At 65.2% G+C, this 13551-nt stretch carries 13 protein-coding genes; 8 read left to right on the top strand and 5 right to left on the bottom strand.

Going from position 1 to position 13551, the window contains the following annotated elements; all coding sequences use genetic code 11:
- The first annotated feature begins 106 nt into the window (after nt 1-106).
- Both BcanWU425_RS29860 and BcanWU425_RS29855 read left to right on the top strand, forming a co-directional pair.
- Nucleotides 107-1909 (top strand): tetratricopeptide repeat protein, encoded by a 1803-nt coding sequence (locus tag BcanWU425_RS29860; RefSeq protein WP_026232840.1) that lies wholly within the window; start codon nt 107-109, stop codon nt 1907-1909.
- A 28-nt stretch (nt 1910-1937) separates the two neighbouring features.
- Nucleotides 1938-2822 carry a 4-(cytidine 5'-diphospho)-2-C-methyl-D-erythritol kinase gene (locus BcanWU425_RS29855; protein ID WP_018454905.1) on the top strand — a complete coding sequence of 295 codons (885 nt, stop codon included), beginning with the start codon at nt 1938-1940 and terminating at the stop codon, nt 2820-2822.
- A gap of 27 nt (nt 2823-2849) precedes the next feature.
- On the opposite strand, the gene BcanWU425_RS29850 is transcribed toward BcanWU425_RS29855, so the two are convergent.
- The 5 genes from BcanWU425_RS29850 to BcanWU425_RS29830 form a co-directional block, all read right to left on the bottom strand.
- Nucleotides 2850-3725, bottom strand: coding sequence for an alpha/beta fold hydrolase (locus tag BcanWU425_RS29850; RefSeq protein WP_204513851.1), 876 nt, complete (start codon nt 3723-3725; stop codon nt 2850-2852).
- Nucleotides 3726-3732: 7 nt separating this feature from the next.
- Nucleotides 3733-4365, bottom strand: coding sequence for a LysE family translocator (locus tag BcanWU425_RS29845; RefSeq protein ID WP_085352617.1), 633 nt, complete (start codon nt 4363-4365; stop codon nt 3733-3735).
- Nucleotides 4366-4423: 58 nt separating this feature from the next.
- Complete coding sequence (gene fabF / locus BcanWU425_RS29840; RefSeq protein WP_204513852.1) at nt 4424-5680, bottom strand: beta-ketoacyl-ACP synthase II; 1257 nt, start codon at nt 5678-5680, stop codon at nt 4424-4426.
- A gap of 1 nt (nt 5681) precedes the next feature.
- A complete protein-coding gene (locus BcanWU425_RS29835; protein ID WP_018454901.1) occupies nt 5682-6197 on the bottom strand; it encodes a winged helix-turn-helix transcriptional regulator in 516 nt (171 codons plus the stop codon).
- A 411-nt stretch (nt 6198-6608) separates the two neighbouring features.
- A complete protein-coding gene (locus BcanWU425_RS29830) occupies nt 6609-7616 on the bottom strand; it encodes a polyprenyl synthetase family protein (protein WP_007594965.1) in 1008 nt (335 codons plus the stop codon).
- A gap of 131 nt (nt 7617-7747) precedes the next feature.
- Between BcanWU425_RS29830 and BcanWU425_RS29825 the strand changes: the two genes are divergently transcribed.
- The 6 genes from BcanWU425_RS29825 to glyS all read left to right on the top strand — a co-directional run bounded on the left by BcanWU425_RS29825 (nt 7748) and on the right by glyS (nt 13398).
- Nucleotides 7748-7975 carry a putative signal transducing protein gene (locus BcanWU425_RS29825; protein WP_204513853.1) on the top strand — a complete coding sequence of 76 codons (228 nt, stop codon included), beginning with the start codon at nt 7748-7750 and terminating at the stop codon, nt 7973-7975.
- On the top strand, nt 7968-8738 hold the full coding sequence (locus BcanWU425_RS29820; protein WP_204513854.1) for a tRNA1(Val) (adenine(37)-N6)-methyltransferase: 771 nt from the start codon (nt 7968-7970) through the stop codon (nt 8736-8738). The genes BcanWU425_RS29825 and BcanWU425_RS29820 overlap by 8 nt, the downstream gene beginning before the upstream one ends.
- A gap of 211 nt (nt 8739-8949) precedes the next feature.
- Nucleotides 8950-9858, top strand: a complete 909-nt coding sequence (locus BcanWU425_RS29815) for a S49 family peptidase (RefSeq protein WP_018454897.1) — start codon at nt 8950-8952, stop codon at nt 9856-9858.
- 118 nt (nt 9859-9976) lie between these two features.
- Nucleotides 9977-10168, top strand: coding sequence for a hypothetical protein (locus BcanWU425_RS29810; RefSeq protein WP_085352613.1), 192 nt, complete (start codon nt 9977-9979; stop codon nt 10166-10168).
- A 195-nt stretch (nt 10169-10363) separates the two neighbouring features.
- The gene (locus tag BcanWU425_RS29805) at nt 10364-11299 is read left to right on the top strand and encodes a glycine--tRNA ligase subunit alpha (protein WP_204513855.1); all 936 of its coding nucleotides are present in this window, start codon (nt 10364-10366) and stop codon (nt 11297-11299) included.
- Entirely contained in the window at nt 11299-13398 is a 2100-nt protein-coding gene (gene glyS, locus BcanWU425_RS29800) for a glycine--tRNA ligase subunit beta (protein WP_204513856.1), read from the top strand. The genes BcanWU425_RS29805 and glyS overlap by 1 nt, the downstream gene beginning before the upstream one ends.
- Nucleotides 13399-13551: the final 153 nt, after the last annotated feature.

Genomic DNA, 13551 nt, shown 5'->3' with positions numbered 1-13551 from the left:
GCGGCATTGTCGGCCTGACGGTTCCGGGTCCCCATGCCACCGGCCGCGTTCGCTTGCGATACGGCCTTCTGCAAACCCAGGCACTACCAACTCAAGGCGAGCCCCGATGCTTTCAAATCGTTTCAACCGTTGGACTGTTGCCGCCATTGCCCTCATGGGCTCAGCGATGGCGACGGTCCCCGGCGCGGTCCGGGCGCAGACGCCGGACCATCCGTCCGACACGGCGGCGCAGTTTCCGACCCGAAACGATCTGAAGGCGCTGACCACCTCCGGCAGCTATCTCGCCGCCCGCCACGCCAGCGTCGAGCGCGACGCGGCCTCCGCCGCTGCATTCTATCGCTCGGCCCTGCGCACCGACCCCAAGAACAACGAGCTGCTCGACCGCGCCTTCATCTCCTCGGTCGCCGACGGTGACATCGACGAGGCTGTCAAGCTCGCCGAGCGCATCCTGACCATCGACAAGACCAACCGCGTTGCACGGCTCGTCGTTGGCGTGCACGATCTCAAGTTCAAGAAGTACGCGACCGCGCAGACCAACATCAACCAGTCGATCCGCGGTCCGATCACCGATCTCGTCGCCACGCTGCTGTCGGGCTGGGCCGCCTATGGTGCGGGGGATGCCAAGGGCGGCGTCGCCACCATCGACAAGCTGGCCGGTCCTGAATGGTATCCGCTGTTCAAGGATCTCCATGCCGGCATGATCCTCGAACTCGCCGGCAAGGAGAAAGACGCTGGCACCCGGTTCGAGCGTGCCTACAAGCTCGACGATTCCATGTTGCGTGTCACCGAGGCCTATGCGCGCTGGCTATCTCGCAACAAGGACTCGGCCGCCGCGACCACGGTCTACCAGGCTTTCGACAAGAAGCTCGCCCGCCATCCGCTGATCGTGGAAGGGTTGCGCGACACCAAGGCCGGCAAGAAGATGCCGCCGCTGGTCGATAGCGCGCAAGCCGGCGCCGCAGAAGCACTCTACGGCATCGGCGCCACACTGACCCGCCGCGGCGGCGAGGATCTGGCGCTGGTCTACCTCCAGCTCTCGCTCTACCTGCAGCCCACCCATCCCCTGGCGCTGCTCTCGCTCGCCGATCTCTATGAATCGGTGAAGCGGCCGCAGATGGCGATCAAGGTCTACGAGCGGGTGCCGTCGTCCTCTCCACTCAAGCGCAACGCCCAAATCCAGCTCGCCATCGATCTGGATTCCGCCGACCGCACCGACGAGGCGATCAAGATCCTCAAGGGCGTCACCACTGAGGATCCCAAGGATCTCGAAGCCATCATGGCGCTCGGCAACATCGAGCGCGGCCGCAAGAAGTTCGGCGAATGCGGCGCGACCTATTCGCAAGGCGTCGACGTGCTGCCGGCCGGCAACGATAAGGCCAACAGCGTCTGGTATTATTATCGCGGCATCTGCGAGGAGCGCTCCAAGCAGTGGGGCAAGGCCGAAGCCGACATGAAGAAGGCGCTCGAGCTGCAACCCGACCAGCCGCACGTCCTCAACTATCTCGGCTATTCCTGGATCGACCAGGGCATCAATCTCGACGAAGGCATGAAGATGATCAAGCGGGCAGTCGAGCAGCGCCCGGATGACGGCTACATCGTCGACTCCCTTGGCTGGGCCTATTACCGCATCGGCAATTACGAGGACGCGGTGAAGAACCTCGAGCGCGCCATTGATCTCAAGCCCGAGGATCCCACTATCAACGATCACCTTGGCGACGCCTATTGGCGCGTCGGCCGCACGCTGGAAGCCAAGTTCCAGTGGGCCCACGCCCGCGATCTCAAGCCCGAAGCGGATGAGCTTCCGAAGATCGAGGCCAAGATTGCAAACGGTATGACCGACGACAATTCGAACTCCTCGGCTGCGCAGGCGGAGAAGGAGAAGAAGAAGGACGACGGCAAGGGCGGCTGAGTGAGTTGAAGTTGGGGGCGTGTCGTCAATGCCGGCGTTGATTGAAGAAGGGCGCGCGAAGGTCAATCTGAGCCTTCGCGTGGTCGGCCGTCGTGCCGACGGCTATCATGATCTCGAAAGCGTGGTCGCCTTTGCCGACTGCGCCGACCGGCTCACGCTGGAGCCCGGCGGCGAGCTGAAGCTCACCACGACGGGGCCGCTCGCCGCGGCCTGCGGCAATATGGCCGACAACCTCGTGTTCAAGGCGGCCAAGCTCCTGGCCGAAGCCGTCCCGAACCTGAAGCTGGGCGCCTTCGCGCTCGACAAGGTGCTCCCGGTCGCCGCCGGCATCGGCGGCGGCTCGGCCGACGCCGCGGCGGCGCTGCGGTTGCTGGCGCGCCTCAACGATCTGTCGCTCGACGACGCCCGCCTCCAGAAGGTTGCGCTTGCGACCGGCGCCGACGTGCCGGTGTGTCTGTTCTCGCGCGCCTGCGACATGACCGGTGTCGGCGAGCAGCTGCTGCCCTTGATGCTGCCGAGCATGCCCTGCGTGATGGTCAATCCACGCGTGCCGGTCGCGACAAAGGACGTGTTCCAGGAGCTGGGCCTGCGCAACGGCGAACTCCTGGTCGGCGCCACGTCCGTCTTCGACGGCCCGGCCTGGCCAGGCGAGGGCGCCTCCATCGCCGACTGGATCGATACTCTCGAGACCGTCGCCAATGATCTCGAAGCGCCTGCGATGCGCATCAAGCCGGTGATTGGCGACGTGCTGGAAGCCTTGCGTGGCTCCGCCGGCGTCAAGCTCGCCCGCATGTCCGGCTCGGGGGCGACGTGCTTTGCGATCTATGGCGCATCTGCCGAGGCGCATGCCGCCGCCGAGAATATCCGCAGGGATCATTCCGGCTGGTGGGTGCACTCGGGAACGCTGAGCTAGATCTGCAATGACGCGGATGTTGCGGAGCTAGCCCGCAGCGTCCTCGCCAAGCCCGAGAAACCGCCGGATCTCACCCAACACCTCCTGCGGCTTGTCATGCTGCAGCCAGTGTCCGGCCCCTGCAATGGTCTCGACGCGCGCCTGCGGAAAGTAGCGCTCCAGCCCCGCGGCCCTCGCGCCAGCCAGAAAGCTTTCGCCGGCATTCAAGAGCAGCGTCGGACAGGTGATGCGCGACCACAGCGCGATGTGATCGTCCGGCCAGAGCCGGTGCGGCGCAGAGGCGCGCTGGTAGGGATCGAACTTCCAGCTATAGGTGCCGTCCTCGTTCTGCCGCGCGCCGTGGGTGGCGAGATGCAGCGCGAGCTCGCGAGACAGCCGCTTGTTGTGAAGGACCATCTGCGCCGCCGCGTCTTCGAGGGTCGAATAGCGGCGCGGTGCGCGGTCGTGCAACTTGTCGAGCTGACCGACCCACTTGCCGATCCGCTCATGCACCGGCGGTTTTGGTGTATCCGGCAACATCGTCACGCCGTCGAGCACGACCAGCTTCGAGACCTGTTCGGGGAATGCCCCTGTAAAGATCAGGCTGACCATGCCGCCCATAGAATGGCCGATGAGAGTGACTTGAGGCGCCGCGATGGCACGGACGAGCTGGGCCAGATCGTACACATACTCCGTCAGCGCGTAGCTGCCGCCCCTGGTCCGGTCGGAATCGCCGTGACCGCGCAGGTCCGGTGCGAGCACGTGAAAATGCGGCTGCAGCGACCGGGCGATGACGTCCCAGCTCCGGCAGTGATCGCGGCCGCCGTGAACCAGGATGGCGACCGGCGCGCCGTCGTTGCCCCAGTCGGCATAGTGCAGCCGCAGGCCGTGAGACTCGTAAATGCGGCTTTGCGGGGCGGGCATGGTGGCGCTATCCATTCACGGGCCGCCGCGCCAGTGCGAGCGACAGGCCGAGCCCTGCGATGAAGACGCCGGAGCCCTGGGTGAGACGTCGCATCAAATGCGGGCGTCCGATCAACTGCGTACGTGTCGCGGAGGCCATCAGCACCACCACGATATCGGCGAGCGTGTTCAGCGTCACCGAGAGCGCGCCCAACGTGATGAATTGCAGTGTCGGGTTCGATCCCGCCGGGTCAAGGAACTGCGGAATGAAGGCGAGGAAGAAGGCGGCGGTCTTCGGGTTCAGCGCCTCGACCAGCACGCCGTCGCGAAAGGCGCGCTTGTCGCCGACGGGCTTGCTGTCGAATGACGGCGCGCGGCTGGCGCTGCGAAAAGTCCTGATGCCGAGCCAGACGAGATAAAGTGCGCCGACGAATTTCACGGCGGCAAACAGCTCGGCGCTGGCAAGAATGATCGCGGAGATGCCGAAGCTGCCCGCGACCACATGAACCAGCCCGCCGAGCGCGGTGCCCGCGGTCGATGCAAAACCGCTGCCGCGCCCTTCCGATAGGGTCCGTGCCGCGACGTAGAAAATGCCGGGGCCGGGAACGGCGGCGATGAGACAAGCGGCGGCCAGGAACAGCAAGAAATTCGTGTTGATCATCCTGCTTTGGTAGCGATGCTTGCCGCGATTGCAAGGCCCGTCGACTAAGGCCCGTCGTTCAGCCCATCCGGCGGAAGATCACGCTGGCATTCACCCCGCCGAAGCCGAACCCGTTCGAGATCGCGTGCTGCATCGGCATCGGTCGCGCCACACCGGCGACGATGTCGATGCCGTCAGCGGCGGGATCAGGGTTTTCGAAATTGAGCGTCGGCGGTGCGATCTGGTCGCGCAGGGCGAGTACGGTGAAGATCGCCTCGAGGCCACCGGCTGCGCCGAGCAGATGGCCGGTGGCCGATTTGGTCGCGCTCACCGCGATGGAATTGTTGCGGCCGAACAGGGCGCCGATGGCGCCGAGTTCACTCTCGTCGCCGGCCGGCGTCGACGTCGCATGCGCGTTCAGATGCTGCAAATCCGCAGGCGCAAGCTCGGCCTGCCGGAGCGCGATCTCCATCGCGCGCCGGGCGCCGTCGCCGTCAGGCGGACCCGATGTCATGTGATAGGCGTCCGCGGTCGTACCGTATCCGACGATCTCGGCGATCGGCGTCGCGCCGCGCGCCAACGCATGCTCCAGCTCCTCGATCACCAGGATGCCGGCGCCTTCGCCGATGACAAAACCGTCGCGGTCGCGATCGAACGGGCGCGAGGCGCGCGCGTCGTTGAACCCGCTCGACAGTGCGCGGGCCGCGGCAAAGCCGCCGAGGCTGACGATGTCGATGCAGGCTTCCGCGCCGCCGCAGATCGCCACATCAACCTCGCCCGCGCGGATCATGCGCGCGGCATCGCCGATCGCCTGAACGCCGGCGGCGCACGCTGTGACCGGTGTGCCCAGCGCTCCCTTGTAGCCGTATTTGATCGAGACGTGGCCAGCCGCGAGATTGGCGAGGAAGGAGGGGATCGTGAACGGCGACAGCCGGCGCGGGCCGCGCTGTTCGGTGATGCGCACCGCCTCCGCCATGGCCGGAAAACCGCCCACGCCGGAGGCGATGATCGTCGCAGTTCGTTCCTGCGCCGCCGCGTCCTGCGGCGTCCAACCGGCCTGCGCAACCGCTTCCGCGGTGGCGAGCAGCGCGAACAGGATGAAGCGGTCCATCTTGCGCTGGTCTTTCGGCGCGGCGGCCTGCGCGGGATCGAAGCCGCCCTCCGCGTCATCGGCCTTGTCGGGCACGAGGCCGGCAATACGTGCGGGCAGCGCCTGCGACCATTCCGGCAGCGGGCGCAGCCCGCTTTGGCCGGCCAGCAGCCGGCGCCACGAAAGTTCGACACCGCAGCCAAGCGGCGACACCGCGCCCATTCCCGTCACGACGATACGACGCATGTCAGTCTCCAGCCGGCGCGACGGCCGGGTTCATGGCTTTGAGCGAGGTCAGCCGTTTACGCATGACACGGCTGGCGCGGGGGCCTGCGACGACGACCGCATTGGTGAGCGTGATCGGCTGCATGTCGGCGGCATCGACCACGACCGGATTGAACGGACGACAATCGTGCCGGTTCGCGAGCAGGATCGCTTCGCCCATCGGTGCGAGATGCTTGTTGCCCCAAGCGAGCAGGGTTGCGACCACGGGGAAGAAGTCCCGGGCCTTGTCCGTCAGCACATATTCGTAGCGCGGCGGCCGTTCATTGTAGCGGCGGCGGACGAACATGCCGCTTTCGGTGAGATGGGCCAACCGCCGCGACAGGATGTTCGGCGCGATCCCGAGGCTTTGCGAAAATTCGTCGAACCTCGTTGCGCCCTGGAATGCATCCCGCAGGATCAAAATGCTCCACCATTCGCCGACCGTCTCCACGGCGCGGCCGACCGGACATTCCTGAATGGAGGGGGATTTGGGCTGCATGAGGGGAAGGTAGGTGAGTAGCTTGCAAAATGCAAGTTAGTAGGCGAACCGTTAGAACACTCCGACGGAGGTGTGCCGCAAGATGGCGCACAGGATTTGAATGCAAGTTGGAAGGCGGCCCTCGCACACCTAGCTCGTCATTGCGAGCGAAGCGAAACAATCTAGAGTCCCTTTGCGGGAAGATTCTGGATTGCTTCGCTGCGCTCGCAATGACGCTGTTAATGCGGTGGTGGCGCGTATCTCAACGATGTCGTCCCGGCGAAGGCCGGGACCCAATAGCCACGACTGTTGTTGTGGTGCACGATGGTTGCTACAGGCGCTAAGACAACGCTGACCGAGGTAATGGGTCCCGGCCTTCGCCGGGACGACACTGAGGGTGTGGCTACCAGCAAGCGCTAAGGATGCAGGTAGCTAATGCGACCGAGCCAGGCAGAACGCCACGACCTGCTCCAGCGCGCTCTTCATCGGCGAGGACGGGAACAGCGCCAGCGCGTCCACGGCCATGGCGCCGTAGTGCTGGGCGCGGCTGCGCGTGTCTTCGAGCGCGCGATGCTTGTTCATCAACCCGATGGCGTGGTCGAGGTCGGTGTCGCCGATCTCACCGCGCTCCAGCGCGCGGATCCAGAAGGCGCGCTCGGTGTCGTTGCCGCGGCGGAAGGCGAGCACGACGGGCAGCGTGATCTTGCCCTCGCGGAAATCGTCGCCGGTGTTCTTGCCGAGCTTGGCGCTCTTGCCGCCATAGTCGAGCACGTCGTCGACGAGCTGGAAGGCGATGCCGAGATTCATGCCGACCGAGCGGCAGGCGGTCTGCTCCGCCTTCGGGCGGTTGGCGATCACGGGCCCGACCTCGCAGGCGGCCGCGAACAGCTCCGCGGTCTTGCCGCGGATTACGGCGAGATATTCGTCTTCGGTGGTCGCGGTGTTCTTGGCGGCGGCAAGCTGCATCACCTCGCCCTCGGCGATGGTGGCGGCGGCCGCGGAGAGAATGTCGAGCGCGCGGAGCGAGCCGACCTCGACCATCATGCGGAAGGCCTGGCCGAGCAGGAAGTCGCCGACCAGCACGCTCGCCTCATTGCCCCAGAGCATGCGCGCCGACAGCTTGCCGCGGCGCATCTCGCTCTCGTCGACGACGTCGTCATGGAGCAGCGTGGCGGTATGCATGAACTCGACGCTGGCGGCGAGTTTGATATGGCCGTCGCCGGTGTAGCCGGCGAGGTTGGCCATGGCCAACGTCAGCATCGGACGCAGGCGCTTGCCCCCGGAGGAGATCAAATGGTTGGCGACCTCCGGGATCATGGTCACGTCCGAACCGGTCCGCGACAGGATCGTGGCGTTGACGCGCTCCATGTCACCGGCGACAAGGGCAACCAGCTCTTCGATCGACGCGCCGGGGGTTTCGAAAGGTACGATGACGGCCACGCCGGTCTCCAATATTTGCCCCGGAAGGGCTATTCTGATGGAAAGACAATAGAAACTGGACGGGGATGCGGCAAGGGCCGTGGAACCATTGACATTTGGCGCTTAATCCCCGTCAGGCAGGAGGCTGTGTTTTGCGAGAACTGGTTCGGACCAACGATATGGTGCTGGTGTCGGCGATCGGCGCGCTGCTCGACGGCGCCAACATCCATCATCTCGTGCTGGACCAGAACATGAGCATCATTGAGGGCTCGCTCGGCATTTTGCCGCGGCGGATCCTGGTCCACGAGGACGACGCCATCGAGGCCCGGCAGCTTCTGACCGCGGCCGGCCTCAGCCACGAACTGCGCGGCGATGAGTGAAGCCCTGACAGACCTCACCGAGGACGCCTTTCTCGGCGGGCAATTGCGGCTGAAGCAGAAGCGGTCTGGCCATCGCGCCGGGCACGACGCCATTCTGCTCGCGGCGGCGACGGAGGCGAGGGCGGGCGACCGTGTCGTCGATCTCGGCGCCGGCATCGGCACGGCGGGCCTTGCGTTGGCTCGGCGCGTCGCCGGGATCAGGCTCGGCCTGCTCGAGATCGATCCGGAGCTGGCGGAGCTTGCGCGCGCCAATGCGGCCGCGAATGCGATTGCCGCCGAGACGATCGTGCTCGACGTCACCGCGGACGCGCAGGCCTTCGCAGCGAGCGGGCTTGCGCCCGACAGCGTCGACGTCGTGCTGATGAACCCGCCCTTCAACGATCCCGCTCGCCATCGCGGTTCGCCCGATCAGGCGCGCCAGATCGCGCATGTGGCGACGGATGAGACGCTGAATGCCTGGGTGCATGCGGCGCGGCGCATCCTCCGATCGCATGGCGCGCTGACATTGATTTGGCGCGCAGATGGGATCGCTGAGGTTTTGGCGGCGCTGTCGCGCGGCTTCGGCAGTCTCGCGATTCTGCCGGTTCACGGTGAAGCCGGGCGGCCCGCGATCCGCGTGCTGGTGCGCGCGGTCAAGGGCGGCAGGGCCCCGGCGCGATTGTTGCCGGGCCTCATGCTCAACGAGGAGTCACGCGTGTCGAAAAAAGAGGTGATGGATATTCTGGAGGGAAGGGCGGTTCTACCCCTGGTGGAACCGTGCTGAGCTATTGCGGAAGCGATTCCGACTGCTGCTCTTGCGGAGTCGTCAGGCGGATCGCCATGAACAGCGCACCGATCAGCAGCATCAGCAGATAGATTTTCATGGTGTTCTCCGCTGGCCCATTGCAGCCTCTCAACGGGTTTTCTGCAAAACACGTTCCGGGCCCTTCCAATGACAGTCGCGTGATAAGAAACGGTTAATCAGAGGTAATGGCATGGCCGAAAAATTGAACGATCGTGAGAGTTCCGGCCTGGCCGACAAGCTCATGCAATATCTGCCGGCGCGCTTCCGTCCCGGCACGGCCGTGGTGCCGGTGGTCCGGCTGTCCGGTGTGATCGGCGCAGTGACGCCGCTGCGCCCGGGCATGACGCTCGCGACGGTTTCGCGGGTTCTGGAGCGGGCGTTTTCGACGCGCAACGCCAAGGCGGTGGCGCTGGTGATCAATTCGCCCGGCGGCTCGCCGGTGCAGTCGCGCCAGATCTACCTGCGCATCAAGCAGCTCGCGGCGGAGAAGAAGCTGCCGGTGCTGGTGTTCGTCGAGGACGTCGCGGCCTCCGGCGGCTACATGATCGCGTGCGCCGGCGACGAGATCATCTGCGATCCGTCCTCGATCCTCGGCTCGATCGGCGTCGTCGGCGGAAGTTTTGGTTTCCAGGAGGCGATCAAGCGGCTCGGCATCGAGCGGCGCCTCTACACCGCCGGCGCGCACAAGGCGATGCTCGATCCGTTTCTCCCTGAAAACCCCGACGACGTCGCCAAGCTCAAGGCGCTCCAGCGCGAGATCCACCAGATCTTCATCGCGCTGGTGAAGGAGAGCCGCGGCGCGCGGTTGAAGGGCTCCGACGACACCCTGTTCACGGGCGAATACTGGGCCGGCGAGAGTTCGATCACGCTGGGGCTCGCCGACAGCATCGGCGATCTCCGCTCAACTCTTCGTGCCCGCTATGGCGAGAAGGTTCTCACCCCCGTGATAGCCCAGCCGACCGGTCTGCTCTCCGGCCTTTTGGGCCGGAAATCGCCCGGCGCGGGGCAGCTTTCGGCCATGGAATCAATGGCCAGCCTGCCGGACGACCTGATCTCGGCGGTCGAGACCCGCGCGATCTGGGCGAAATTCGGGTTCTAGACGGCGCCCCTCCGCGCCATTTGGCCCCAAGGAGACTTGAAGCCGTGCCAATTGCCGCGCGGCCCGGTCTGCGCAAGAATGCGCGTGGGGGCTGAGCATTGTGAACAAGGAATGACCGATGCCGCCGTTCGTCGCATTCGCGGGCGTCCTGGGCGGGCTTGCCGTGGTCCGCTGGGCCTACAAGACCGCCGTCAGGATCAACCAGGAGCTGGAGGAGATGCGCCTCTCGCGCGTCGCCGAGGCCGCCCATATGGGGGCCGTCCAGACGCTGAAGCAGGATCCCGTCACCGGAGCCTATCGGCCGGGTTAGCTGCTGCAGTCGTCATGGCCGGACTTGTCCCGGCCATCCACGCCTTGTCTCACCGCACGAAGAACGTGGATGCCCGGGACAAGCCCGGGCATGACGGAGAACTAGGCCCGAATCCACCCCCTTCACCTTGATTCCCACCCTTGCCGTCGATACGGTCCCGCGCGATTCAACCCCCCGCGAGAGCCCGATCTGACGATGGACGCCTCCTTGCCCGCCCATATGCGCCCGGAACGCTCGTTCCAGGGCTTTATCCTCGCGCTCCAGCGGTTCTGGGCCGAGCAGGGCTGCGTGATCCTGCAGCCCTACGATATGGAGATGGGTGCGGGTACCTTCCATCCGGCGACCACGCTGCGCGCGCTCGGGCCAAAGCCCTGGAATGCGGCCTACGTGCAGCCCTCGCGGCGGCCCAAGGACGGCCGCTACGGCGAGAATCCGAACCGGCTGCAGCACTACTACCAATTCCAGGTGATCATGAAGCCGTCGCCGGCGAACCTTCAGGAGCTGTACCTGAAGTCGCTCGCCGCGATCGGCATCGATTCCGCCGTGCACGACATTCGCTTCGTCGAGGACGATTGGGAGAGCCCGACGCTGGGCGCCTGGGGCCTCGGCTGGGAGTGCTGGTGCGACGGCATGGAAGTCAGCCAGTTCACCTATTTCCAGCAGGTCGCGGGTGTCGAATGCGCGCCGGTCGCGGGCGAACTCACCTACGGGCTCGAGCGCCTCGCGATGTACGTGCAGGGCGTCGACCGGGTCTACGACCTCAACTTCAACGGCCGCGACGGCGACGCCAAGGTCACCTATGGCGATGTCTTCCTGCAGGCCGAGCGGGAATATTCGAAGCACAATTTCGAAGTGGCCGACACCGCGATGCTGTTCGAGCAGTTCAAGATGGCGGAAGCCGCCTGCCGGAAATACCTCGATGCGGGTTGGAAAGATGGCAAGCGCGAGGCGCATCTGATGTCGCTTCCGGCCTATGACCAGTGCATCAAGGCAAGCCATGTGTTCAACCTGCTCGACGCGCGCGGCGTGATCTCCGTGACGGAGCGGCAGAGCTACATTCTTCGCGTGCGCGAACTGGCAAAAGCTTGCGGCGAGGCCTGGATACATACTGAAGCGGGCGGAGCGACCTGATGCCCGATCTTTTGCTTGAACTTTTCTCGGAAGAAATCCCCGCGCGCATGCAGGCCAAGGCGGCGGACGATCTGCGCCGCATGGTCACCGACAAGCTCGTCGCCGAGGGTCTCGTCTACGAAGGCGCGAAGGCGTTCGCGACGCCGCGCCGCCTTGCGCTTACCGTGCACGGCATCCCTGCGCGCCAGCCTGACCTGAAGACCGAACGCCGCGGACCGAAGATCGGTGCGGCCGACGCGGCCGTGCAGGGTTTTCTGAAAGCGACGGGTTTGACGTCGCTGGACGAGGCCAAGATCCAGCGCGATCCGAAGGGCGACTTCTACATCGCGCTGATCGAGAAGCCCGGCCGCGACGCCATCGACGTGCTCGCGGAAATCCTCCCCGTGATCATCCGCACTTTCCCTTGGCCGAAATCGATGCGCTGGGGCGCGCGCTCCGGCAAGCCGGGCTCGCTGAGCTGGGTGCGTCCGCTGCACGCGATCACCGCGACGTTCGGGCTCGAGACCGAAGAGCCCGATGTCGTCAAATTCTCGGTGGACGGCATCGAGGCCGGCCAGACCACTTACGGTCACCGCTTCATGGCTCCTAGCGCGATTTCCGTCCGCCGCTTCGAGGACTACGAAGCGAAGCTGAAGGCCGCAAAAGTCATCCTCGATCCGCAGGCGCGCAAGGACATCATCTTTGCCGACGCCAAGGAGCTGACCTTTGCGCAAGGGTTCGAACTGGTCGAGGATCAGGTGCTGCTCGATGAGGTTTCGGGTCTCGTCGAATGGCCCGTCGTCATGATGGGATCGTTCGAAGCGGAGTATCTCGCGATCCCCGACGAGGTGATCCGCGCCACCATCCGCAACAACCAGAAGTGCTTCGTCGTCAAAGATCCCAAGACGGGCAAGCTGACCAACAAGTTCGTGCTCACCGCCAACATCGAGGCGCCTGACGGCGGCAAGACCATCGTCGCCGGCAACGAGCGTGTGATTCGTCCGCGCTTGTCGGATGCGAAATTCTTCTACGAGACGGACCTGAAGACGAAGCTGGAAGACCGGCTGCCGAAGTTCGAGCAGATCGTGTTCCACGAGAAGCTCGGCACCCAGGCTGCGCGCATCAAGCGAATCGAGCGTCTCGCCGCAGAGATCGCGCCGCTCGTCGGCGCCGATGTCGCCAAGGCGACGCGCGCCGCGCATCTGGCGAAGGCGGATTTGCTGACCGAAGTCGTCGGCGAATTCCCCGAGGTGCAGGGCCTGATGGGCAAGTACTACGCGCTGGCCCAGGGCGAGGACGCCTCCGTCGCTGCCGCCTGCGAGGAGCACTATAAGCCGCAAGGGCCTGCCGATCGCGTGCCGACCGATCCGGTCAGCGTCGCAGTCGCGCTCGCGGACAAGCTCGACACGCTTGTCGGCTTCTGGGCGATCGACGAAAAGCCGACGGGATCGAAGGATCCGTATGCGCTGCGCCGCGCGGCGCTGGGTGTGATCAGGCTGATCGGTGAGAACGCACTGCGTATGTCGATCATGAAGATGGCGGCGTCCGCACTCGCCGGCTTGTCCTTGAAGCCTGCCGATGCGCAGAAGCTTCCGAGCGACCTGCTCGCCTTCTTCGCAGACCGGCTGAAAGTGCAGCTCCGCGAGCAGGGCGCGCGGCACGATCTGGTCGACGCCGTGTTCGCGCTCGGTGGCCAGGACGACCTTCTGATGATCGTCCGCCGCGTCGAGGCGCTTGGAAAATTCCTCGAGTCCGAGGACGGCAAGAATTTGCTCGCCGGCATCAAGCGCGCCAGCAATATCCTCGGCATCGAGGAGAAGAAGGACAAGCGCGCGTTCGAGGGCGCGCCCGATGCTGCGCTCTATGGCCTCGACGAGGAGAAGGCGCTGGCCAACGCGATCGGCGAAGTGAAGGCGGAGGCAAGCGCTGCTGTCGCGAAGGAAGACTTCGCTGCCGCGATGAGTGCGATGGCCAAGCTGCGTCCGCCGGTCGATGCGTTCTTCGAGAAAGTTCGCGTCAACGACGAGGATGCGAAGGTGCGTGAGAACCGGCTAAAACTGCTCAACGAGATCCGCAGCGCCACGCGTGCGGTGGCGGATTTCTCGAAGATCCAGGATTGAGCGCGTCTTGGCGCAACTGGACCCCGTCATGCCCGGGCTTGTCCCGGGCATCCACGTCCTTCTTCGCTCGCGGAGAGGCATGGATGGCCGGGACAAGCCCGGGCCATGACGACGGAGTTGGTGGCCGCAATTGCTGTGCGCGAAGAGTGCCCA

This window comes from Bradyrhizobium sp. WU425 (assembly GCF_021052305.1).
GTDB classification, from domain to species: Bacteria; Pseudomonadota; Alphaproteobacteria; order Rhizobiales; family Xanthobacteraceae; genus Bradyrhizobium; species Bradyrhizobium canariense_D.
The sequence above is the reverse complement of the archived record's forward strand: the minus strand, read 5'-3'. Positions and strand labels throughout refer to the sequence as shown.